The 21,850-nt window shown below is 71.3% G+C and carries 17 protein-coding genes; 10 read left to right on the forward strand and 7 right to left on the reverse strand.

Going from position 1 to position 21,850, the window contains the following annotated elements:
• Positions 1-52 precede the first annotated feature (52 nt).
• Entirely contained in the window at positions 53-2,218 is a 2,166-nt protein-coding gene (locus tag Pma05_RS43890; RefSeq protein ID WP_203855692.1) for a tetratricopeptide repeat protein, read from the forward strand.
• Here Pma05_RS43890 and Pma05_RS03015 read toward each other — a convergent pair.
• Together Pma05_RS03015 and Pma05_RS03020 are read right to left on the reverse strand one after the other, a co-directional pair.
• Complete coding sequence (locus tag Pma05_RS03015; RefSeq protein WP_203855693.1) at positions 2,143-3,687, reverse strand: sensor histidine kinase; 1,545 nt, start codon at positions 3,685-3,687, stop codon at positions 2,143-2,145. The two genes, Pma05_RS43890 and Pma05_RS03015, sit on opposite strands and share 76 nt — an antisense overlap.
• 133 nt (positions 3,688-3,820) lie before the next feature.
• Complete coding sequence (locus Pma05_RS03020; protein WP_203855694.1) at positions 3,821-4,477, reverse strand: response regulator transcription factor; 657 nt, start codon at positions 4,475-4,477, stop codon at positions 3,821-3,823.
• A gap of 116 nt (positions 4,478-4,593) precedes the next feature.
• On the opposite strand from Pma05_RS03020, the gene Pma05_RS03025 reads away from it, so the two are divergent.
• The 5 genes from Pma05_RS03025 to Pma05_RS03045 all read left to right on the forward strand — a co-directional run bounded on the left by Pma05_RS03025 (position 4,594) and on the right by Pma05_RS03045 (position 11,728).
• Entirely contained in the window at positions 4,594-5,685 is a 1,092-nt protein-coding gene (locus tag Pma05_RS03025) for a LolA family protein (protein ID WP_203855695.1), read from the forward strand.
• Positions 5,686-5,851: 166 nt separating this feature from the next.
• On the forward strand, positions 5,852-6,784 hold the full coding sequence (locus tag Pma05_RS03030; RefSeq protein WP_203855696.1) for an ABC transporter ATP-binding protein: 933 nt from the start codon (positions 5,852-5,854) through the stop codon (positions 6,782-6,784).
• The gene (locus Pma05_RS03035) at positions 6,771-7,664 is read left to right on the forward strand and encodes an ABC transporter permease (protein WP_203855697.1); all 894 of its coding nucleotides are present in this window, start codon (positions 6,771-6,773) and stop codon (positions 7,662-7,664) included. Before Pma05_RS03030 ends, Pma05_RS03035 begins: the two co-directional genes overlap by 14 nt.
• Positions 7,665-7,971: 307 nt before the next feature.
• Entirely contained in the window at positions 7,972-10,233 is a 2,262-nt protein-coding gene (locus Pma05_RS03040) for a HelD family protein (RefSeq protein WP_504960080.1), read from the forward strand.
• Between the two features lie 469 nt (positions 10,234-10,702).
• Positions 10,703-11,728: a WD40 repeat domain-containing protein gene (locus Pma05_RS03045; RefSeq protein WP_203855698.1), complete on the forward strand. Its 1,026-nt coding sequence runs from the start codon at positions 10,703-10,705 to the stop codon at positions 11,726-11,728.
• Between the two features lie 1,038 nt (positions 11,729-12,766).
• Here the strand turns inward: Pma05_RS03045 and Pma05_RS03050 are convergent.
• The gene (locus Pma05_RS03050) at positions 12,767-13,168 is read right to left on the reverse strand and encodes a hypothetical protein (RefSeq protein ID WP_203855699.1); all 402 of its coding nucleotides are present in this window, start codon (positions 13,166-13,168) and stop codon (positions 12,767-12,769) included.
• A gap of 237 nt (positions 13,169-13,405) precedes the next feature.
• Here Pma05_RS03050 and Pma05_RS03055 point away from each other — a divergent pair, with 237 nt between their 5' ends.
• The gene (locus tag Pma05_RS03055; RefSeq protein ID WP_239311573.1) at positions 13,406-13,795 is read left to right on the forward strand and encodes a hypothetical protein; all 390 of its coding nucleotides are present in this window, start codon (positions 13,406-13,408) and stop codon (positions 13,793-13,795) included.
• A 150-nt stretch (positions 13,796-13,945) separates the two neighbouring features.
• Here Pma05_RS03055 and Pma05_RS03060 read toward each other — a convergent pair whose 3' ends face one another.
• Both Pma05_RS03060 and Pma05_RS03065 read right to left on the reverse strand, forming a co-directional pair.
• Entirely contained in the window at positions 13,946-14,914 is a 969-nt protein-coding gene (locus tag Pma05_RS03060) for a sporulation protein (RefSeq protein WP_203855700.1), read from the reverse strand.
• A gap of 334 nt (positions 14,915-15,248) precedes the next feature.
• Positions 15,249-15,749: a nuclear transport factor 2 family protein gene (locus Pma05_RS03065; protein WP_239311575.1), complete on the reverse strand. Its 501-nt coding sequence runs from the start codon at positions 15,747-15,749 to the stop codon at positions 15,249-15,251.
• A gap of 89 nt (positions 15,750-15,838) precedes the next feature.
• On the opposite strand from Pma05_RS03065, the gene Pma05_RS03070 reads away from it, so the two are divergent.
• Together Pma05_RS03070 and Pma05_RS03075 are read left to right on the forward strand one after the other, a co-directional pair.
• Positions 15,839-16,429, forward strand: coding sequence for a TetR/AcrR family transcriptional regulator (locus Pma05_RS03070; RefSeq protein ID WP_203855701.1), 591 nt, complete (start codon positions 15,839-15,841; stop codon positions 16,427-16,429).
• A 60-nt stretch (positions 16,430-16,489) separates the two neighbouring features.
• Entirely contained in the window at positions 16,490-17,377 is an 888-nt protein-coding gene (locus tag Pma05_RS03075; protein ID WP_203855702.1) for an LLM class flavin-dependent oxidoreductase, read from the forward strand.
• Between the two features lie 168 nt (positions 17,378-17,545).
• On the opposite strand, the gene Pma05_RS03080 is transcribed toward Pma05_RS03075, so the two are convergent.
• On the reverse strand, positions 17,546-18,934 hold the full coding sequence (locus Pma05_RS03080; RefSeq protein WP_203855703.1) for a cellulase family glycosylhydrolase: 1,389 nt from the start codon (positions 18,932-18,934) through the stop codon (positions 17,546-17,548).
• Positions 18,935-19,120: 186 nt separating this feature from the next.
• Positions 19,121-20,527: a M1 family metallopeptidase gene (locus Pma05_RS03085; RefSeq protein ID WP_203855704.1), complete on the reverse strand. Its 1,407-nt coding sequence runs from the start codon at positions 20,525-20,527 to the stop codon at positions 19,121-19,123.
• 356 nt (positions 20,528-20,883) lie between these two features.
• On the opposite strand from Pma05_RS03085, the gene Pma05_RS03090 reads away from it, so the two are divergent.
• Complete coding sequence (locus tag Pma05_RS03090) at positions 20,884-21,846, forward strand: TIGR03557 family F420-dependent LLM class oxidoreductase (RefSeq protein ID WP_203855705.1); 963 nt, start codon at positions 20,884-20,886, stop codon at positions 21,844-21,846.
• Positions 21,847-21,850 lie beyond the last annotated feature (4 nt).

The raw sequence follows: 21,850 nt of genomic DNA on the forward strand, positions 1-21,850 counted from the left end.
TGCCTCCACCTGCCCTCTTGTACTGAACGTCGCCGGGCGAGCACGATGGGGCGTGGCTTCCGGCTTCGGTGAACTCACCCAGCAGGCGAACGCGCTCGTGGCGGCCGGTGACCTGGCCGGGGCCCGGAATCTGCTCGGCCCGCCGCTGGACGCCGCCGACCCGAGCCCCGGACACGCCTCCGCCGAGTTGGCCGAGGCGGCCGGCCTTCAGGCCCGGGTACTGGTGGCGCTCGGCGACCCGCACGCCGCCCGGGGCTGGGCCGCGTTCGCCTACTCCGCGACCACCCGGCTCTGCGGCGCCGCCGACCAGCGAACCGTGGCGACCGCGGCCACCCTCGCCGCTGTACTGCACCGGGTCGGCAGTCACGCCCGGGCCGCCCGGCTGTACCGGGACGTGATCATCGAACTCACCGCGAACGACGGCCCGGAGTCGCTGCGGGTACTCGCCGCGCACGCCGACCTGGCCACCGTCGAGTACGCCCAGGGTGAGTGCACGCTGGCCCGCAACCGGCTGGAGGACGCCTGGGAGCTGCACCGGGAGGTCTACGGCGACGGGCACCCGGGCGGGATCCGGATGCTCGCCCGGCTCGGTGCGATGCAGCGCGACTGTGGACTCTTCACCCAGGCGCACGAGCACCTGGCCCTGGCCCGGGAGTTGTGCCGGGAGCACCTGCCGGCCGACCATCCGCTGGCGGCCCAGGTCGCGGCCGTTGCCCGGGCGGCGGCCAATCCCGAGCACGTCTGCACCGACCCCGGGCCGGAGCCGCCACACGACCCGCACGCCCCACACGCGCCGACCGGTCCGACCGGCGCCCCGGAGTACGCCGAGCCGTGGCGCCCCGAACCCCGGCACGCCGAGCCGGCACCGTACGCGGAGCCGGCACCGTACGCGGAGCGCGCGGAGCACGCCGGGTACCCGCAGCACGCGTACCACCCGCAGCACGGTGACCCGCCGCAGCACGGCAGCACGCCGCCGCACACGGCATCGTCGTATCCGGCAGCACCCTCATACCCGACCGCACCCTCGTACTCGGCGGCGCCGTCGCAGCAGGCCGAGCCGGGATCGGCGCACTTCGCACCACCGGCGTCGTCGTACCCGGCCGCGCCTGGGCAGCGGCCCGGAGAGCACGACCGGCCGTACCAGGACGGGGCGTCGGCCGGGTTTCCGGACGGCGGGGAGCATCCGCCGGACGCCGAACTGCCGCCCCGCGACGAGTTGCCACTGCTGCGCTTTCCGCCACCAATGCCGCCCCGGTCCGCCGGAACCGGCACCGACGCCCCGCAGGTGCCGCCGCCCCGGCTGCCAGCCGCACCGCCCGTCGAACCACCGCCCCGGTGGGCCACCCCGCCGCCGGCCGGGCCACCGGTCCCGCCACCCCGGAACGCGGCGAACCGGTCCGGGCCGGGATCCGCCGTCGGTGCGGGGCTGGCCGACGACGCGGACGACGATCCGGAGCACGGCTGGTGGCCACCGGACGTGGCCCGCCGCACCCGGGACGGCGAGGACGATCCGGAGGCCGGGCGGCACGTGCCGGCGACCTCCGCCGAGCCGTGGCGGCCGCCGAGCCGTTCCGGGTCCCTCCCGGTCGCCGAGCGGGCGCACCGGGAACTCCCGGGCGGTCACGCCGTCGACCTCGGCGACGCCGCAGGCACCGGAGGCGTACCCGAGGTCCGGCACCTGCCTGCGCGGCGCTCGTCCCGGTTGCCGGTACGGATCCACCGGCCGCAACCCGCGGGCCGCCGGCTGCCGACGGTGGTCGTCGCCGGCCTGGTGGTACTGGTCCTGCTCGGTACGGTCGCCGTGGTGCTGGGGTTCGGGCTGACCGGGGACGACGAGCCGGAGCCGTCGGAGCCCGGGACATCGGCTCCCGGGTCGGCGACCAGCGCCCCGGCCGCACCGCCGAGCACGCCGCCGCCGGCCTCCCCCGGTATCCCGCCCGGCTCGGTGACCCTGGCCGACAACCGAAGCAGCGTGACGCTCGGCTGGAGCTATCCGAACGGCGCCAGGGGCCCGGTGGTGCTGGCCGGCGGGCGGGACGGCCAGGAACTCCGGCCGTTCGAGGAACTGCCGGCCGGCTCCACCGGCTATGTGGTCTACGGCCTGGAGACGCAGGGCAACTACTGCTTCTCCGTCGCCGTCGTCTATTCGGAGAGCCTCGTCGGCGAGGCCGATCCGGTCTGCACCGACCGGCCCGGCAGGTCGCCCTCCGCAGGCTGAACTCCGCTCACCGGCTGGGTCGGCACCCGCTCGTCGGGGCCGTCCGGGGCGGGCCGCTCGGCCGGCAGGCGTACCTCGACCCGTAGTCCGGGTCCGGCGTCGCCGAGGGTCACCGTGCCGCCCTGGCGGCGTACCAGTTCCCGGACGATGGCCAGGCCGAGGCCGGCGCCGCCCGCGTCCCGGGCCCGGGCGTCGTCCAGCCGGGTGAACCGGTCGAAGACCCGGTCCCGGTCCCCGGCCGGGATGCCGGGCCCGTCGTCGGTCACCGTCACCAGGTGGTACGCCGGACCGGTCCAGCCGCCGGGCCCGGCCTCCAGCGCCACCTCACTGGTGGTGTGCCGGACCGCGTTGTCCAGCAGGTTGCCCAGGATCCGGGCCAGCGCGTCCGGCTCGGCCAGCACCCAGAGCGGAAACCTCGGTGCCACCACCCGCAGTGGCGCCGCCGGATACCGCTCGGCGACCTCGGTCAGCAACTCCCCCAGCTCGACCGGCTCGGCGGCCCGGGGCGGCCGGGCGGTTCCCTCGTCGAAGCGGGCGAGCAGCAGCAGGTCGTCGACGAGCCGGCTGAGCCGCTGGGTGTCGGCGAGCAGGTCGTCGGCGACCGCCGGCCACTCCGTCGCCGGACCGAGCCGCTGCGCGACCTCGAGCTGGGTCCGCATGTTGGCCAGCGGGCTGCGCAGCTCGTGCGCGGCGTCGGCCACGAAGGCGCGCTGCCGGGCCCGGGCCGACTCCAGCCGGCCCAGCATCCCGTTCAGGGTCACCGCCAACCGGTGGATCTCGTCGTGCGAGGCGGGCAGCGGCAACCTGCCCGGCCGGGCCCCACCGGTGATCTCCTCGGCGCCGGCCCGCAACGTCTCGACCGGCCGCAGGGTGGCACCGATCACCCGCCAGGCCACCGCCGCCAGCCCCAGCAGGAGCAGCGGAAAGCTGACCAGCAGGATGGTACGGACCACGGTCACGCTGTGCCGTACGTCCGCCGTGGACTTGGCCACCAGCACCGTCTGCGGATCGGCGGCCGGTCCGGCGGGTACCGCCACGACCCGGATCGGGCCGTCCAGGCCGAGCCGCCGACCGGGCAGGTAGAACCGGTCCCGGTCCCCGGACTGGAACCGCCGCAGTTCGTCCGGGTAGAGCATCGGGACCAGCCGGTCGGCGTCGATCGACGCGGCCCGGATCCGGCCCTGCCCGTCGAGCACCTGTACCCGTACCTGACCGCCGGCGACCGGGAGCGGGTCCGGCAGCGCGTTCTGGCCGGCGAGCCGGGCCACCGCCTCGGCGGTCTTCAGCGCCTCGGTGTCGACGGTGCGCTGGAGCGCGTAGCCGAGCGCGCCGAGCAGTACCAGGCCGCCGACGGCGAGGCCCACGGCGAGACCCGCCGCGCTGATGACGGTGAGTCGGGCCCGCAGGCTCAGCCTCAGCCACGGCCGTCGCCAGCCGCGCGGGCCGAACCGGCCCGGGAGGTGGATCATCGTCGCTCCCCGGTACCGGCCGCTCCCCACGCCGGCCGGTATGACGACCCGACCGCTGCGGGCTGCCGCACCGCCACCGCCACCGCCTCGGCCGCCGCTGTCCCGGCCGTCCGGTGACCTCGCTCCGCCCGGCTCATGTCACGAGCCGGTAGCCGGCCCCCCGGATCGTCTCCAGCCGGTCCCGGCCGATCTTGCGGCGCAGGTAGCCGACGTAGACCTCGACGGCGTTCGGCGCGGTACGCAGGCTCGCGTCCCAGACGTGGTCCAGCAGCTCGGTCTTGGAGACCACCTCACCGGCCCGGCGAAGCAGGTATTCCAGCAGGGCGTACTCCCGGGCGGTGAGGTCCACCTCGGCCCCGTCCCGAGTGACCCGGCGACGGGCCGGATCCAGGCTCAGGTCACCGGCGACCAGCACCACCGGGCGGCGCGGCGCACCCCGGCGCAGCAGGGCGCGCAGCCGGGCCAGCAGTACCACGTACGAGAAGGGTTTGGTCAGGTAGTCGTCGGCACCGCAGTCCAGCCCGTCGGCCTGGTCGTACTCGCCGTCCTTGGCGGAGAGCATCAGCACCGGCAGCCAGTGCTTCTCGGCCCGCAACTGCCGCACCACCCGATAGCCGGAGAGCCCCGGCAGCATCACGTCCAGGATCATCGCGTCGTATCCGCCGTGCCGGGCCAGGTCGAGCCCCTCCGGCCCGCTACCGGCCACGTCGACGACGAAGCCCTCGGCCTGGAGGCCGCGCTGCAACGCCGTGGCCAGTCGGGCCTCGTCCTCTACCACCAGCAACCGCACCGGACAAGCGTGCCATCCCCGACCCCGGGCAGCCACACCCGGCTGAGTGAGCCGACAGCGGTTCTCAGTGGTTTCACAGGGCAGCAGGCGCAAGATGGGCACCAGGAGGTACGAACATGTCGGTTTTGCAATCCCGGCCCGCGCTGCGGTGGCTGGTCCCGACCGGGGCGGCCCTGGCGATTATCGGCGGAGGTGCGGCGGTCGGCACCTTCGCCTCGGCCGCCGAGCCGAACCTGCCCGAGCGCAGTGCCGCACAACTCCTCGTCGACTTGCAGACAGCCCATCTGGACGGCCTCTCCGGCACGGTGATCAAGCGCGCCGACCTCGGACTGCCGAGCCTGCCCGGCATCGGCGGACGAGGCAGTGCCGAACTCACCTCGCTGGTCTCCGGTACGCACACCCTGCGGGTCTGGCACGCCGGCCCGGACCAGACCCGGGTCGCGCTGCTCGGCACGCTCGGCGAGACCGACGTCATCCGCAACGGCAAGGACGTCTGGATCTGGGACAGCCAGGCCAACAAGGCCCAGCACACCACCCTGGACGAGTCCGGCCCGACCGGCCGGCCCGACCACCTGCCGACCACTCCGCAGGAGGCCGCCGAGCAGGCGTTGGCGGCGGTGGACCCGAGTACCGAGGTCAGGGTCGGACGGTCGGCCTCGGTCGCCGGGCGGGACGTGTACGAACTGGTGCTCGAACCCCGCGACGCCACCTCGCTGGTGGGCCAGATCACGATCGCGATCGACGCCGTCGAGCACGTACCGCTGCGCTTCCAGGTCGTGCCGCAGGGCACCAGCAAGCCGGCCTTCGAGGTGGCGTTCACCCGGGTCGACTTCGAGCGCCCGGACCCGGCCCAGTTCGCCTTCAACCCGCCGCCCGGCGCGGTGGTGACCGAGGGGACCCGACCGGAGGGCCGGCCCGCGCTGCCGACCGGGGTGGAGCAGCCGACGGTGGTCGGCAGCGGGTGGACCAGCGTACTGGCGGCGAAGGTGCCGCAGCTCGCCGGAACCACGAACGCGGAGACCGACGGCGCGGAGGCCAACCTGCTCCGGGGCCTGCTGGGCGGGCTGCCCGAGGTGAACGGCGAGTGGGGCAGCGGTCGACTCGTCACCGGCAAGCTCTTCACCGCCCTGCTCACCGACGACGGCAAGGTGTTCGTCGGCGCGGTCAAGCCGGAACGGCTCTACGAAGTCGCGCAGAGCAACAGGTGAGCGGCTTCCGGGTGGCGCCCTCGTCCAGCAGCACCACGGTGGTGGCAGGGCGCTCGCCCGGCACGCTCGCAGTGGCGACGCTGGCGGGGCGCTCGCCCGGCGCCGTGACGGCGGTGGCGGGGCGCTCGTGCGGCGCCGTGCTGACCCGGAGCGGAGGGGCCGGGCGGTGCCGGAGTTAGCCGTCCAGAGCCAGGGACTGTCCAAGCGGTTCGGCCGCCAGGTCGCGGTGGACGCCGTCGACCTGGCGGTTCCGCGTGGGGCCGTCTACGGCTTCCTCGGCCCGAACGGCTCCGGCAAGACCACCACCATCCGGATGCTGCTCGGTCTGGTCCGGCCCACCTCGGGCGGCCACACGCTGCTCGGCAGGCGGATGCCGGACCGGGCGGCGGAGGTACTGCCCCGGATCGGGGCGCTGGTGGAGGGACCGGCCTTCCACCCGTACCTGTCGGGGGCGGAGAACCTGCGCCGGCTGGACGCGGCGGACCGGACCGCCGATCCGGGCACCTGCACGGCGCGGATCGGCGGCGCACTGGACCGGGTCGGGCTGACCGCGGCGGCCGGCAAGCGCTACCGGGCGTACTCGCTGGGCATGCGGCAGCGGTTGGCGCTGGCCGCGACCCTGCTGGTCCCCCGGGACCTGTTGGTCCTGGACGAGCCGACCAACGGGCTCGACCCGCAGGGCACCAGGGAGGTCCGGGCGCTGGTCGGCACGCTCGCCGCCGAGGGCGCGACGGTGCTGCTCTCCACCCACCTGCTCGCCGAGGTGGAGCAGGTCTGCACCGACGTCGGGGTGATGCACCAGGGGCGGCTGGTCGCCCAGGCGCCGCTGGCCGAGCTGCGGGCGGCGGCCACGCCCCGGGCCCGGGTGACGACCGACCGTCCGGTCGCCGCCGCCCAGGTGCTGCGCGAACTGGGCCTCACCGAGATCACCGAGGCGCCCCGGGAGGTCAGCGCCGTACTCGGGCCGGTGCCGCCGGAGAAGGTGGTGGCCGCCCTGGTGCACGCCGCCGTACCGGTACGCGGCTTCGCGGTGGACGCCCCGGACCTGGAGGAACTCTTCGTCTCGCTGACCGGGGAGGGCTTCGATGTCAGCGGTTGACGCGCCGAGGCTGCCCGAGGCGTCGGTGCGTTCCGGCCGGCCGGGCCGGGCCAGGTTCTTCCGCTCCGAACTGCGGTTCTTCCGCTCCGAACTGAAGCTGGTCTTCGGGCGTCGGCGCAACCAGGCCGGGATGGCGGCGCTGGCCGCCGTACCGGTGATCATCGCCATCGCGGTGCGGGTCACCGAGGGGCCGACGGAAACCGGACAGGACCCGGGGTTCTTCTCGGCGATCAGCGGAAACGGGTTCTTCGTGGCACTGGCCGCCCTCGGCGCGGAACTCGGACTCTTCCTGCCGATCGCGGTGGCGGCGATCTCCGGGGACAGCGTGGCCGGCGAGGCCAACCTCGGCACCCTGCGCTATCTGCTGACCGTGCCGGTCGGGCGTACCCGGCTGCTCGCGGTCAAGTACGGCGCCGTCGTCGTCTTCTCGGCCACCGTGACCCTGCTGGTCGCGGCGGTCGGGCTGGCGGCCGGGCTGCTGCTGTTCGGTGGCGGGCCGGTGACGCTGCTCTCCGGCGCGCAGGTGAGCCTGGCGGAGGGGCTGCTGCGACTGCTCGGCGTCTGCGCCTATCTGACGGTCGGGCTCTGCGCGCTGGGCGCGGTCGGGCTCTTCGTCTCCACCCTGACCGAGCAGCCGATGGGTGCGACGATCGCCACCACCATGCTCTCGGTGACCAGTTTCGTGCTGGACAGCATCCCGCAGCTCGACTGGCTGCACCCGTACCTGCTGACCCACTACTGGTCGGCCTTTGTCGAGCTGCTCCGGGATCCGGTCGCGCTCGACGCGCTCCGCCCCGGCCTGCTCTCGGCGCTCGCCTACGGGGTGGTGTTCCTCACCGCCGCCTGGGCCAGGTTCGGCGGCCGGGACGTGAGCAACTGACGCCGACGCCGGGCACCTGACCGCCTGACCGCCTGAGGCGTCGCAGACCGGTGTCGCCACCGAGTCGGGTGGCCGATGGATGCCGGCAAAGAAACGCGCTATCGTTTCTCAGTTCGGAAATAAAAAAGAACGGCAGAATGCCGTTCTGCGCAAAGTCTAACCATGGGGAGACGGTTTGTCAAAGCAATCCGGTGCTTCGCCCGACCAGCGTTTCGACGAGCCGGTCGACGAACCGATCGGACGTGCCGCACCCTCCGCCGCCGACGGCTCCGGGCCGGACGGGCAACCCCGGCCCACCGGCCCGACCGTGGACGACATCCCCGGCGAGCAGCGGTACGTCGCCATGCTCTACGGGCGCCTCGACGACCTGCGTACCCAGGCCACCCGGCGACTGCGCGGCGCGCTGCACAACGCCGGCGGCACCCAGCAGGAGCGCTCGCAACGCGACGGCACGGTACGGATGTACGCCGAGCAGATCGACCGGCTCGGCGCGGTCGAGCAGGGCCTCTGTTTCGGCCGGTTGGACCTGGACGACGGTACCCGCCGCTACGTCGGCCGGATCGGCATATTCGACAGCGTCGGCGAATACGAACCGGTGCTGCTGGACTGGCGTGCTCCGGCGGCCCGACCGTTCTATCTCGCCACCGCCGCCGCCCCGGACGGGGTACGCCGGCGCCGGCACATCCGGACCCGGGACCGCGAGGTGGTCGGCCTCGACGACGAGGTGCTGGACCTGAACAGCGCCGGGCAGGCCGGCGACCGGGGCGGGCTGACCGGCGAGGCGGCGCTGCTGGCGGCGGTGACCGCCAGCCGTACCGGCCGGATGACCGACATCGTCCGGACCATCCAGGCCGAACAGGACCGGGTGATCCGGGCCGACCTGGACGGGGTACTCGTGGTGCAGGGCGGCCCCGGCACCGGGAAGACGGCGGTGGCGCTGCACCGGGCGGCGTACCTGCTCTACACGCACCGGCAGATCCTCTCCACCCGGGGTGTGCTGCTGGTCGGCCCGAACGCGACCTTCCTGCGCTACATCTCGCAGGTGCTGCCGACGCTGGCCGAGACCGGCGTGCTGCTGCGTACCGTCGGTGAACTCTTCCCCGGGATCACCGCGACCCGGGCCGAGCCGGCCGAGGTCGCCGAACTCAAGGGCCGGCTCGACATGGTCGAGGTGCTGGCGGCGGCGATCCGGGACCGGCAGCGGGTGCCGGACGAGCCGATCGAGATCACCATCGAGCGGGACAGCCTGGTGCTGGATCCGGCCACCGTCGCCGCCGCCCGAGACCGGGTCCGCCGCACCGACCGGCCGCACAACCTGGCCCGGCCGCTCTTCGATGTCGAGATCGTCCACGCTCTCGCCGACCAGCTCGCCGAGCGGCTCGGTGCCGACCCGCTGGGCGGGGAGAACCTGCTCGACGAGGCCGACCTCGCCGAGTTCCGGCGCGAGCTGCGCGGCGAGCCCGAGGTGCAGGCCGTGCTGGACTGGCTCTGGCCGATACTCACCCCGCAGCAGGTGGTGGCCGGGCTGTTCGCCTCGGAGCAGCGGCTCGACGTGGCGGCGGCCAGCCTCGGCGAGGCGGAGCGGGCAGCGCTGCGGCGCGAGCCGTGGGGTGGCTGGAGCCCGGCCGACGTACCACTGCTGGACGAGGCGGCGGAGCTGCTAGGTGAGGACGACCGCGCGGCCCAGGCCAGGGCCGCGCGGCAACGCCGGGCCGAGATCGAGTACGCCGAGGGCGTGCTCGAAATCGCCGCCGGTTCCAAGTCGATCGACTTCGAGGACGAGGCCGACGCCGAGGACGGGATGCTGGACGTCACCGACCTGCTCGTCGCCGACCGGCTGGCCGAGCGGCAGGCCGACGGGGAGCAGTTGAGTACCGCCGAGCGGGCGGCGGCGGATCGGAGCTGGGCCTTCGGGCACGTGATCGTGGACGAGGCGCAGGAACTCTCCCCGATGGCCTGGCGGGTGCTGATGCGCCGCTGCCCGAGCCGCTCGATGACGCTGGTCGGCGACGTGGCCCAGACCGGGGCGCTGGCCGGCGCGTCGTCCTGGTGGCCGGTGCTGGAGCCGTACGTCGGTGACCGGTGGCGGCTGGAGGAGCTGACGGTGAGCTACCGTACGCCGTCGGAGATCCTGGCGGTCGCCGCCAAGGTACTGGCGGAGATCGACCCGGCGCTCACCCCACCCCGGGCGGTACGCGACACCGGCGAGCAGCCCTGGGATGCCCAGGTCGGTACCGGGGAACTGGCCGGACGGCTGGTCGAGGCGATCCGGGCCGAGGCGGCCGGCGTCGGCGCGGGCCGGGTCGGGGTGATCGTCCCGGCCGGACTGGTCGACGAGTTGGGCCGGGCGGCCACCGAGGCGGAACCCGAGGTGGCGCTCGGCGACGATCCCGAGCTGACCAGCCGGGTGGTGCTGCTGACCGTCGCCCAGGCCAAGGGGCTGGAGTTCGACTCGGTACTGGTGGTCGACCCGGACCGGATCGTGGCCGAGTCGCCGCGTGGGCGCAGCGACCTCTACGTCGCGCTCACCCGGGCAACCCAGCGGCTCGGCATCCTCCGTACCGGCTGAGATTCGACCCGGGGAATCCAGGCATTGCTGACGGACGACTTCGGGCCGATCGAGTGGCGAGTGCGACAGAACCGGCCGGCCCTGGGCGAGTACCGTCCGAAGTGGCGGCCCGGGGTTACGGCCCGGGCCGCCGCCCCCAGCCGTGACCTGGGAAGGCCAGCAGCCATGCTCCGGATGGTTGATCCACGCTTTTCCGAGTTTGCTACGCACCCTGCGGCAACAGCGCGGACTGACTCTTCGTCTTGGGGTCGTGCCCGATGTAGGGGAGTTCGAGTGCGAGTGCGCCGTTCTTTCCATGGACATGGCTGAGGTTGCGTGTGCGCCGGTCAGACCGGCGCTGCGCGGTCGGCGGGGACTTCGTGCGCCGGCCGGGTGCACCTGCGAGTCTTGGTTCAGTGAATAGGTGGAGTCGAGGGAGGTCCGGCGTGGTTCACCCGCCGGGCGCGATGGTTGTGTGAGGATCCCTCGCGTGATTGGTGTTCCGTTGCTGCTGAGCAGCTCCGTACCGTCCGGCAGGCATATCGATGACGTCGCCGTCGTCGATGTGGACGGTGCGACGGTAGTGGTTTGCGTGGCCGACAGCGCTGTGTGGACCTGGAATCCGGTTCGGGATGAGTGGCGGGAGCGGCCGTTGGCGTTTGCTCATGCCGGGGATCCTGTCTTCGCCGAGTATCCCGACGCCGATAACCAGATTGACTCGGTGGCCGCAGCCGTTTCTGGCGGGCGGATCGTGCTCGCCGCTGGCGACGACGAGCAGGAGCCCGCCTTCTGGGACTTGGACAGCGGCCGGCTGCTGCACGCTGTGCCGTCCTGTGGGGCGTATCTTGCGGGAGTGGCCGCCGTGGACGGCCCGGGGCCGGTGCGGTTTGTGACCTCGACGCAGAACGCCGATGAGGTTCAGGTTTGGCAGATGCCGTTCGACGAGCCCCCGGTACTGCTCGCGGACTACTCCCTAGCGTCGAACCTGGCGACGACATGGGTCCACGGCCGATCGCTGGTCGCGGGAGCTGACCAGGACGTGGTGGTGTGGGATCTGGCCAGACCCGGCGAGGACCTGCGGCTTGAATCCACCGGAGTTCCCTGGACCGTCTCGTGGTCCAGGCTCGACGATCGGCCCATCGTGGTTGGCGGGACCGACGACGGCGAACTGTGGGTGTGGGCGTTGGACGCCGACGATCTGCGGCGACCGCTAGACGAGCGGGAGGACCCCGTGGAGCCCTTGTATGGTCCGATCCCCGGTCACGAGGATCAGATCGTTGCCATGGACACGATCACTGTGGGAGAGCGGTCCCTGGCGGTGACCGGGTCAAGGGACACGACCATGCGGATCTGGGATCTGGCCGAACGTGCCATGGTCGGCGGCCCGCTGGTCGCCCACAACGGCAACCGGGTCACCTCCGTGGCGACCACCATGCTTCAGGGCCGTCCGGTCGTCCTGAGCAGCGGCATTCTCGATAGCGCAATACGGGTCTGGGATCTCGCGGCCCTGCTGTAGTGGCTGTCTATCGACCTGCCCGGGTGGTGGGCCATCAATGTAGTGTCGGTTTCAGGTGGTTCGGTTGTGCTCGATGTGGAGGATGACCAGCCACCGCCGGAGCCCTGTCTTTGAACACAGCGTCCGACGACAGCGCAATGGGCTGCGAATACTTCTGCCGCAAGACAGAGTTCTCCCCCGGGGGAATGATCGTTTGGGGCGAAAGGATGAACTCGGGCCCCTCTGCCAGCGATACAACTGCAATGACTTGACGGATCGGGTGCGAGCTGTAGTTGTGGACGCCGACCGCAACATCACGAACGTATGCCGGCTGTCCTGTGTTGCCGCCGAACGCAGCTCTCAGGGACAACGACCGCCCTCGGGGTATTCATCTCGGCGTCTGCCCGATCATCGGCAAGCTGCTGCTCTGCAACCTGAGCGCGACGCCGCTCGAACATGAAGAGAGCGGCAGCAGCGAGGGCGGCGGCGAGGCCTGCGAAGACGCCGAAGATGCCGACTCGGCCTGTAAGCCGCCGTCAGCAGACGCGTTTGCTGACGGACGCCTCCTGGACCGGGCCACGACCAGGGATGACGCTACGTGCAGGGACGCTGATCGGGTGTACAACCAGGCCAGCGCTCCGGCCGGTCGGGCCGGTCCTCCCCAGTTGGGCGGCCCGGCCGGCACCAACCATCCGCCCACAGAGCGACGGTCCGTGACTTGTGCCCGGGGCGTCGTGGCAATCCTGATGCGATCGGCGACCCCCACGGACGAAGAACTACGCCGGATCACCGGCATGGACTGACGAAGGAAGAACCCAGGTGGTGGTGCACCGAGTCAGGCCCGGGAAAACCGGACGGACTCCAACGAGCCGCTCAGCAAACTCTCGCCGACGGAGGGAACGACAACCGACCCAGCCAGGGTGACATGCCCTCTGTGCAGGTAGGCGCTACCACATCCGGTCGATGACGTGTTCCGACGTGCTGTGCCCACCATGTATCCAATAAGGACGGGTGATCCAACGGGTGATGCAGGCCAGTTGCCCTACGAGGTCTCTCAGGCTATTTGTCAGTGAAGTTGCCGATCTGCCCCGCCTGTCCGGAGGCGTCGCTGGTGGACCCGGCCGCCGACGGGTTGATCCCGCCGGTGGTCGCGTCCCCGGTGGTGGTGGGTGCCACCTTTCGGCCCGGTCGGCGGGGTTGCCGGCGCACGTTCGCCGAGCCGGCCCGCCGGTCCGTACCGGTGGTGGTGCTCACCCCCCGGTTCCGGGTCGGACCGCCGTTGCGGAGTACGTCCGGATCCCGCGCCCGGTCCGCCGGGTCCTCGATGTCGCGTTCGTGCGCCTCGCGTCCCTCGTCGACCGGCAGGCTGACCTCCTCCACCGCGCCGGGGCCGTACTTGCCGCGCCCGATCCGGTCTTCGGTCCGCCGTGCCGACTCCCGCAGTTCGTCCTCGCCGCGCACGTCCACCACCTCACCGAGTTGTCGTTGTCCGGGGTGTCCCCGGTGCCCGGGTCGGCAAACGCCACCAGCTCACCCGAGCGGCACCGCCGGCCCGCACGACCGGGCGGGGACCGGTAGTTGGCTGGTCAGCGGCTGTTTGTGGCAGGGCCGGTCGGGTAGCCAAGCGGTGCCACCGGTGCGGCGGTGCCGTGACCGGGGGCGGTCGGAAGAGATCTCATCGAATCCGAGGAGGAAAAGATGAGCACGCAGACCCCGTCCAGGCAGCCGATGGGCCAGCAGGTGACGGACATGCAGTCGGCACCGACCCGGGAGATGGGTGCCCAGAACATCTCCAACCAGCAGATTCAGCAGACTCTGTCGGAGATGCAGCGCCGGATGGACGAGCCGTTGCGGCGGAATGCTGGTAACGAGACCAAGCCCGCCTGGCTGAGTACCGAGTTCTACGTCTATCTGGCGGCAGTCGGCTTCACCTTGCTGGCTGCGGATCTGGTCGGCAAGAATGCCGCCGGTGTCGACACGTTCCGGGCGCAGCACGCCTGGTTCTTCATCACCCTGATGACCATCGCGTACCTGGGTAGCCGTGGTCTGGCGAAGCTGGGTAGCTCCTGGCGACACGGTCGACGGTAACGATGCTCCGGACGCCTGAGCGGTAGGGCGCAGTCCCTGCGGACGTGAGGTGTACCGGAGTCCCGAGCAGTGGCGACCTTGCCACGGGGGGTCGCGGTCCCCGCCGGAAGTCGGCGGGGACCGCGGCCCTTTCTCGTCAGTACGCCGAGGTCACTCCTCGTCGCCGCCGCCGTCGTCGCCGTCGAAGGCGTCCTCCAGCAACTCCCCGGCGATCATGCCGCCGGCCAGCCCGAGCGCGGCACCGGCGACCACGCCGCCCACGCCCATACCGCGCCCACCGTGTCCACCGTGCCCGCCGTAGTGTCCCTTGCCGGGAGGTCCGTAGTGGTGCCCGCCGTGCTGGCCGTAGCTCTGCACGGTCTGCGCCAGCCAGCCCTCGACCCGCTGGCGCCAGTCGACCCGGTCGACACCGGCATGCTCGGCGGTGTACCGGCCGACGGTGTCGTGCCCGCCGCTGAACATCCCGCCGCGCTTGTCGCACTCGATGACGACGTCGACGTGGTGCTGGTTGGTGACGAAGGTCAGCTCGACCTCGCGGATCGCGTGCGCGTACTGCGGGGCGGCGAAGAACTCGATCTCCTGGTAGAACGGCAGCGTCTGCTGCACGCCGTAGATGTGCCCGCGCTCCAGGTCCGCGCTCTTGAACTGGAAGCCGAGCTGGGCGAACGCCTCCAGGATCTTCTCGTGCACCGGCAGCGGATGCACCGCGACCGCGTCCAGGTCGCTCTTGTCCACCGCCCGGGCCACCGCCAGTTCGGTACGCAACCCCATCGTCATGCCACGCAGCCGCTGACCGTAGACGTCGGTGATCGGGGTCTCCCAGGGCACCGGGACCTGGAACGGGATCGCGAGTTCCTGCTTGGCTCCCAGGCGCATCGCGCCGCTCACCGGGAGTCGGTAGAACTCCATGGTGCCGGCGTACTCGCTGTCGCCGGCCTCCATCTCAACCCGGGTGACCAGGGCGACGGTGATCTGCTCGATGTCGGCCGCGGTTTCCCCGCCGCGCAGGTTGACCTGCCCGTCGAGCACCAGGCCGGGCCGGGTGTTCGGGTTGGTCAGCACGGTGTCCACGCTCGGACCGCCGACGCCGAGGGCGCTCAACATCTTCTTGAAGACCATAGAGATACTCCTGTTTACGGCGGATATGTGCCACGGGTGTCGGCCCGCGCCTTCCACGATGGATCATCACGCCACTCCGGTGACCTTATTCACCGTAGCTGTGAGGTGGCTGGGAGCGTTCGCCTGTCATCAGTTCGGGTGACGGGGGCGGACTCGGGTTCAGCTCAGCGACGCCCGCCCCGCACCTGCCGTTTACGCCGATGTGGCTTCCGGTTCCAGCAGCAGGAGGTAGCCGAGCAGTCGATCGTCACCGGTCGCGCCGATTATCGCCCGGCCGCACCAGCCCCCGCCGGCCGGGCGCCCCGCCACGCCCCGACGAGGTTCGGCGGGTTGGTCAGGTGATGGTGGGGCTGCGCTCGGGCTTCTTCCGACCCGAGACGATCTTTCTGATCGCGTTCCGCCCGAGAATGGTGAGCGCGTTCCGGCCACCGAGAACCTTGAAGCCCTCCAGTGGGCTCCAGTAGTCACGCCAGTACACGATCTCGCCGTTGCGTACCTGGAGGACGTGGACATAGCGCAGCACATACGGCTTGCCGCTGGTCGTCACCTCGCCGTACGCGTCGAACTCGGCGATCGCCACCTCAGGGTCGCCGGTCTCGTGGATTCCGACCGCCCGGAACTCCTTGTGGGTCAGCGGGGTGTCCGTGATCGCGGTGAGGTAGGCGCGGATCTGTTCGCGTCCCTGGATGACCCGGGGCACGCCCGGTGGCGAGAACGGCAACTCGTGCACGCCGTCCTCGGCGAAGAGGTCGGCGAAGCCGCCCAGGTCCTTGTTCAGAAACAGTGGCACCAGGCGGTCGAACATCTGCCGTGGCCCAACGTCGATGTCGGTCATGCGGGGCAGCCTCATTTCGTTGAACATGTGTTTACCGAGCGAAGGTAGCATCGACTACGGATTTCATGCAACGCCCGTACAATGAACGGATGGTCGACTCCGCCCACCGAACATCCCGCGCCGATCAGCGCCGCCAGACCGAAGCTCGCATCCTGGCCGTGGCCCGCCAGGTCTTCTCCGAGTACGGCTACGACCGCGCCACCATTCGCGCGATCGCGAGCAAGGCGAAGGTCAACCCGGGCCTGGTCATCCACTACTACGGATCAAAGGAACGGTTGTTCGCCGAGGCCACCAGGACGACGCCGGACGAGCCGATCGCCGGCCCGCCTGACCAGGTGGCCGAGCAACTGCTCGCGGCGTTGCACGCCAAGCTCACCGAAGAACCGACGGCCACCTTGGCGATGCTCCGCTCGATGCTCACCCATCCAGAGGCGGCGCACGGAGTCCGAGAGGCTCTGCGCCACCAGCAGCGGCAGATCAGTCTGGGGTTGTCGGCCGACGACGCCCTGCTGCGGACCGCCCTGACCGGTGCGATCACCCTCGGCGTCGTCGTCGGCCGCCATCTTCTCCAACTCGACGGGCTGCGTGACGCGTCGCCCGAACAGATCACGGACCTTCTGCGTCCCTGCCTGGAGTCGCTGACCCGTAGCCCGGCCGAGGAGCCTTCCGCCGAGCGGTGATTCGCTGTCGAGGCGAGCGAGCTGACCCGGGGCCGGGCGGGTCACGTATGCTTCGAGATCATGCGCGTCGGCATCGTGATCCTTCCCGACCAGCGGTGGTCCGTGGCCGAGCGCCGGTGGCGACAGGCCGAGGAGTGGGGGTTCGACCACGCCTGGACCTACGACCACCTGGGCTGGCGGGACCTGGTCGACGGGCCGTGGTTCGACGCGATGGGCACCTTGACCTCGGCCGCGATGGTCACCTCGCGGATCCGGTTGGGCACCCTGGTCGCCTCGCCCAACTTCCGGCACCCGGTGCACTTCGCCCGCCAGATCACCGCGCTGGACGACGTTTCGACCGGCCGGGTGCTGCTCGGGCTCGGCGCCGGCGGGATCGGGTTCGACTCGGCCGTACTCGGTGGCCAGACGCTCTCCCCCCGGCACCGGGTCGACCGGTTCACCGAGTTCACCGAGTTGCTCGACCTGCTGCTCCGGTCGGACGGGGTCACCTGGCGGGGCGACTACTACGCGGCGGTCGACGCACGGAGCAACCCCGGCTGTGTCCAGACACCCCGGGTGCCGTTCGTCGTCGCCGCGAACGGCCCACGCTCGCTGCGGCTCGCCGCCCGGTACGGCCAGGGCTGGGTGACCACCGGCGTCCGGGACGGCGACGACCTAGCGGCGTGGTGGCGCTTCGTCGCCGACCTCGCCGGCCGGATGGACGAGATCCTCGCCGCCGCCGGCCGGGATCCCGGCACCCTGGACCGCTATCTCTCGCTCGACTCCGCTCCGGTCTTCTCGCTGTCCAGCGTCGGACACTTCACCGAGGTCGTCGGTCGGGCCGCCGAGCTCGGCTTCACCGACGTCGTCACTCACTGGCCGCGCGAGTCGAGCTGGTACGCCGGGGACGAGGCGGTCCTCGCGGAGGTGGCCACCGAGGTGCTGCCCCGGCTCCAGGGCCGGAGCTGACCGTCCAGCAGGGACCTCCCCGACGGTGACCGGGCCCCGCGCCCCGGACCCGACGGTGGCCGGACCCGGGGTGCGGACCCGACGGTGACCGGACCCGGGGTGCGGACCCGACGGTGACCGGGCCCGGGGTTCGGACCCGGCCACCGGAGGAGCCGACCGGTCAGCAAGCTAGCTCGCGGTGCAGGTCAGCGTCGGCGTGCTGTTGGTGCCGTTCCAGGTGCCGATGAATCCGAACGCGGTACTGGCCCCGGCGCCAAGACTGCCGTTGTAGGAGACGTTCCGCGCGGTCACCGCCGACCCGCTGCTGGTGAGCGTCACGCTCCACGACTGGCTGACCTGCTGCCCGTTGCCGAAGGTCCAGTTGACAGTCCAGCCGCTGATCGCCGCGCTGCCGGCGGTCACCCGGACGTCGGCCTGGAAGCCGCCCTGCCACTGCCCGGTGATGGCGTACGTGGCGGTGCAGCCCCGGGTACCACCCGGCGGGGTCGTCGGCGGACGGGTGGTCGGGGTACTGGTCGGCGGGCGGGTCGTCGGCGGAGTCGTCGGGTTGCCACCGCTGTAGACGGTCGCCTCCCGGGCGGTCTGCCGGATCCCGTTCGCCCCGTTGAAGATCCGCTGCCCCCACGAGGTCAACTGGCTCGGGTTGAAGTTGGTCACCATGTCGAGGTATTCGACGCCGCCCCCGTTGCCACTCCACGACCAGCCGATGTAGCCGATCCCGTTCTGCTGGGTGTACGACATGATGGTGTCCTCGTCCGGGTTGCCGTCCGAGTGGTTGTGCCCGAACTCCCCCACCACGATCGGTAGGTTGGCGCTGCGGAACCGGCCGAGGTAGTCGGTGATCTCGGCGGCGGTGTCGAAGACGCCGTACATGTGGATCGAGAAGACGGTGTTCCGGTCCGGGTCGGAGTTGAAGACGCTCTGCGCGTTGTCCCGCATGATGAAGCGCCAGTCCTGACCCCAGTTCGGCGCGTCGACCATGATGGTGTGGTCGAAGCCGGCGTTGCGCAGCCGGGTGATCGCGTTGCGGGTGGCGGTCGGCCAGGTCGCGCTGACGCTCTCGTTGTTGCCGAACGGCTCGTTGCCGATGTTCAGGATGACGTAGTTCTCCTGGCCGGCAAGCGCGCTCTGCACGCTGATCCAGTAGCTGACCGCCTGGTCGAGGGTGATCGCCGCACCCTCCTCGCCGTACCCGGTGGTGTCGTGCACCTCCAGGACGCAGATCAGCCGGTTGGTCTTGCACAGCGAGATGACGTTGGCGACGTCGCTGGCGCTGTTCTGGGTCCACCGGGCACCACTGCTCAGCACCACCCGTACGGTGTTGGCACCGAGGGATTTGATGTTGGCGAATGAACCGGTTTGGCTGGCGTACCAGGTGTGCGGGTGGCTGACGCCGCGCATGATGAACTCGTTGCCACGGGCGTCGAGGAGCCGGCCGCCGCTGACCGTGAAGCCGGCCGCCGCCTGTGCCGGCGGTGCCACCACGAACAGCGAGACGGCCGCGGCGGCGATGAGCGCGAGCAGCGCCGATCCAACGGCGTAGATTCGTCTTTTCATGACCTACCTCAGGGAGAGCCCCGGGACGGGGACAGAAGTGAGGGGATCGGTAACTGTTGCCCGACAGTTACCGCCCGACTCCCTGCGACGGCACGGATCAGGGTAGGCCGATGAACCGGTTAACGCAACCGGTTAAGTAACCCCTCCGCCCGGGTCTACCGGGGTCGGAGGGGTCACCACGGATCGTCACCAGGCGGTGGGCTTGCCCGGGGTGTAGAGCCAGGTCTGGAAGAAGCCGTCGAGCTGCCGCTTGCTCACCTTCTCGGCGAGCCGGACGAAGTCGGCGGTGGTCACCGTGCCGTCGCGGTTCGCCGAATACCAGCTACGCAGCAGGGCGAAGAACGCCTTGTCGCCGATCTTCGTACGCAGTGCGTGCAGCGTCATCGCGCCCTTGGTGTAGACCGAGCCGGCGAAGAGGTTGGTGGCACCCGGGTCACCGGGCGGCGGGTTCCAGAAGCTCGCCGTCTCCGGCCGGGCGTAGTTGGTGTCGAACCGCGCCTGCGCGGTACGCCCGCCACTGTGCTCCTCCCAGAGCCACTCGGCGTAACTGGCGAACCCCTCGTTCAGCCAGATCTCCTGCCAGCGGGCCGGGCTGACGCTGTTGCCGTACCACTGGTGGGCCAGCTCGTGCGCGACCGTGCCCTCGCTCGGCGGTCCGGAGTAGATCGGCCGGGTCTGCGTCTCCAGGGCGTACCCGGCGTCCTCGTCGTCGTCGACGATCGCCCCGTACGAGGTGAACGGGTACCGGCCGAACAGGTCGGAGAAGTACTCGATCATCTCTCTGGTCCGGGCCAGCCCGTCGGCGGCGTCCGGGCCCAGGTCCCGGTCGACGGCGTCGATGATCGGCAGGCCGCGCGGTCCGGTGCTGCGGCGCAGGTCGTAGTCGCCGACCGAGGCGGTGGAGAGGTAGCTGGCCATCGGGTCGCGGGCCCGCCAGACGAAGGTGGTCCAGCCGTTCTTCGTCCGCTGCTCGACGAGTTCGCCGTTGGCGACCGCGGTCTTGCCGGCCGGCACGGTGATCCGGAAGTCGTAGCTGGCCTTGTCGGTCGGGTGGTCGTTGACCGGATACCAGGTGGAGGCGCCCTCGGGCTCGTTCGCCACGAACGAGCCGTCCGGGGTGGAGACCCAGCCGTAGAGCGCGCCCTCGATGTCGGTCGGTCGGCCGGTGGTGCCGTCGTACCGGACCACCACGGTGAACCGCTCGCCCCGGGACAGGCCGTACTTCGGCGAGATCCGCAGCTCCTGGCCGTCCCGGTCGTAGCGGGCGGCGCGTCCGTCGACGGTCACCGAACGCACCTCGAAGCCGCGCAGGTCCAGGTTGAACCGGGAGAGCCGGTCGGTGGCCCGGGCGCTGACCGTGGCGACCCCGGCGAAGGCCCGGCTGGTCGGCTCGTAGCGGATCTCGAGTCCGTAGTGGAGGACGTCGTACCCGCCGTTGCCGGCGGCCGGGAAGTAGCCGTCGCCGACACCCGGGGCGCCCGGCGTACCGGCGCCGCCGTGACCGTGGCCGGTAGCCGACGCGGGGGTGGCGCCGAGCGAGAGCGTGACGGTCGCCGCCACCAGCACGGCACCGACCCGTCGAGAGATCACCATGGTCGGACACGTTAATACGGCCACTGACCCGGGGGGAAGGACCGAACGTGACCCGGGGGAAGGACCGAACGGGCGGGCGGCGCCCGGGCGGTGCGGGTGACCCACCGCCACGGGCGCCGTCATCCCCACCACAAGGATGATGCACCGGAGATTCTTAACCGGTTAAGGACGAAATCTACCCCCGTCGACGACGGATAGTCAAGGACGTCACTGCCTCCGCCGCTGTCCCCGCCCAGCGCCGCCGCTGTCCCAGCTCGGCGCGGGGGCCGGCACGACATGGGTTTACCGGCGCCAGGCGGGGTAGACGGCCGGAACCGGACGGCGGAGGACGACGGAGGACGACGGAGGAGGTCGGCATGGTCGGGGTGGGCTACACGCTGATGTGTGAACAGACCGGACCGAAGGAACTGGTCGACCAGGCGGTCCGGGCGGAACAGGCCGGCTTCGACTACCTGGTCATCTCCGACCACTACTACCCCTGGCTGGCCGCACAGGGCCACTCCCCCTACGCCTGGGCGGTGCTCGGCGCCGTCGCCCACGCCACCTCCCGGGTCAGGCTGATGACCTACACCACCTGCCCGATCCGGCGCTACCACCCGGCCGTGGTGGCGCAGAAGGCGGCGACGATCGGGGTGATGTCGGACGGCCGGTTCACCCTCTCGCTCGGCGCCGGGGAGAACCTCAACGAACACGTGGCGGGCGCCTGGCCGTACGTGCACCAGCGGCACGAGATGCTGGAGGAGGCGTTGCAGATCATCCGGCCGCTGCTCGACGGCGACAACCTCTCCTACTCCGGCAACCACTTCGAGGTGCCCGAGGCATACCTCTGGGACCGGCCGGCCAGCCCCGTCCCGATCGCCGTCGCGGCCTCCGGGCCACACTCCGTCGAGCTGGCCGTCGAGTACGCCGACGCGCTGGTCTGCGACAACCCGGACCCGGCCGTGCTCAGGATGTACGACGAGCGGGGCGGCGCCGGCAAGCCCCGTTACGGGCAGGCGACGATCTGCTACGGACCGGACGCCGACGACTGTCGCAGGACGGTGCACGACCAGTGGCGCTGGGCCGCGCTGAACTGGACGGTCAAGGCTGAACTGCCCGGGCCGGAGTCGTTCGTCAGCGCCAGTGCGGCCATCCGCCCCGAGGACATCGCGCAGCTCGTACCCTGCGGACCCGACCTGGACCAGCACGTCGAGGCGTTCCGCAGGTACGTCGACGCCGGTTTCACCGACGTGGCATACCTGCAAGTCGGCGTCGAGAGCCAGCCGATGTTCCTGGACTGGGCCGAGCGGGAGTTGCTGCCCCGGCTCCGGGAGCGGTGATCGG

Source organism: Plantactinospora mayteni, assembly GCF_016862935.1.
Lineage (GTDB): Bacteria > Actinomycetota > Actinomycetes > Mycobacteriales > Micromonosporaceae > Plantactinospora > Plantactinospora mayteni.

Excerpts from the sequence above, each read along its gene's own strand:
- Pma05_RS03015 (WP_203855693.1), bottom strand. The coding sequence starts at position 3,687 with ATGATCCACCTCCCGGGCCGGTTCGGCCCGCGCGGCTGGCGACGGCCG.
- Pma05_RS03025 (WP_203855695.1), top strand. The coding sequence starts at position 4,594 with ATGTCGGTTTTGCAATCCCGGCCCGCGCTGCGGTGGCTGGTCCCGACC.
- Pma05_RS03035 (WP_203855697.1), top strand. The coding sequence starts at position 6,771 with ATGTCAGCGGTTGACGCGCCGAGGCTGCCCGAGGCGTCGGTGCGTTCC.
- Pma05_RS03055 (WP_239311573.1), top strand. The coding sequence starts at position 13,406 with ATGAGCACGCAGACCCCGTCCAGGCAGCCGATGGGCCAGCAGGTGACG.
- Pma05_RS03060 (WP_203855700.1), bottom strand. The coding sequence starts at position 14,914 with ATGGTCTTCAAGAAGATGTTGAGCGCCCTCGGCGTCGGCGGTCCGAGC.
- Pma05_RS03065 (WP_239311575.1), bottom strand. The coding sequence starts at position 15,749 with ATGACCGACATCGACGTTGGGCCACGGCAGATGTTCGACCGCCTGGTG.
- Pma05_RS03070 (WP_203855701.1), top strand. The coding sequence starts at position 15,839 with ATGGTCGACTCCGCCCACCGAACATCCCGCGCCGATCAGCGCCGCCAG.
- Pma05_RS03075 (WP_203855702.1), top strand. The coding sequence starts at position 16,490 with ATGCGCGTCGGCATCGTGATCCTTCCCGACCAGCGGTGGTCCGTGGCC.
- Pma05_RS03080 (WP_203855703.1), bottom strand. The coding sequence starts at position 18,934 with ATGAAAAGACGAATCTACGCCGTTGGATCGGCGCTGCTCGCGCTCATC.
- Pma05_RS03085 (WP_203855704.1), bottom strand. The coding sequence starts at position 20,527 with ATGGTGATCTCTCGACGGGTCGGTGCCGTGCTGGTGGCGGCGACCGTC.
- Pma05_RS03090 (WP_203855705.1), top strand. The coding sequence starts at position 20,884 with ATGGTCGGGGTGGGCTACACGCTGATGTGTGAACAGACCGGACCGAAG.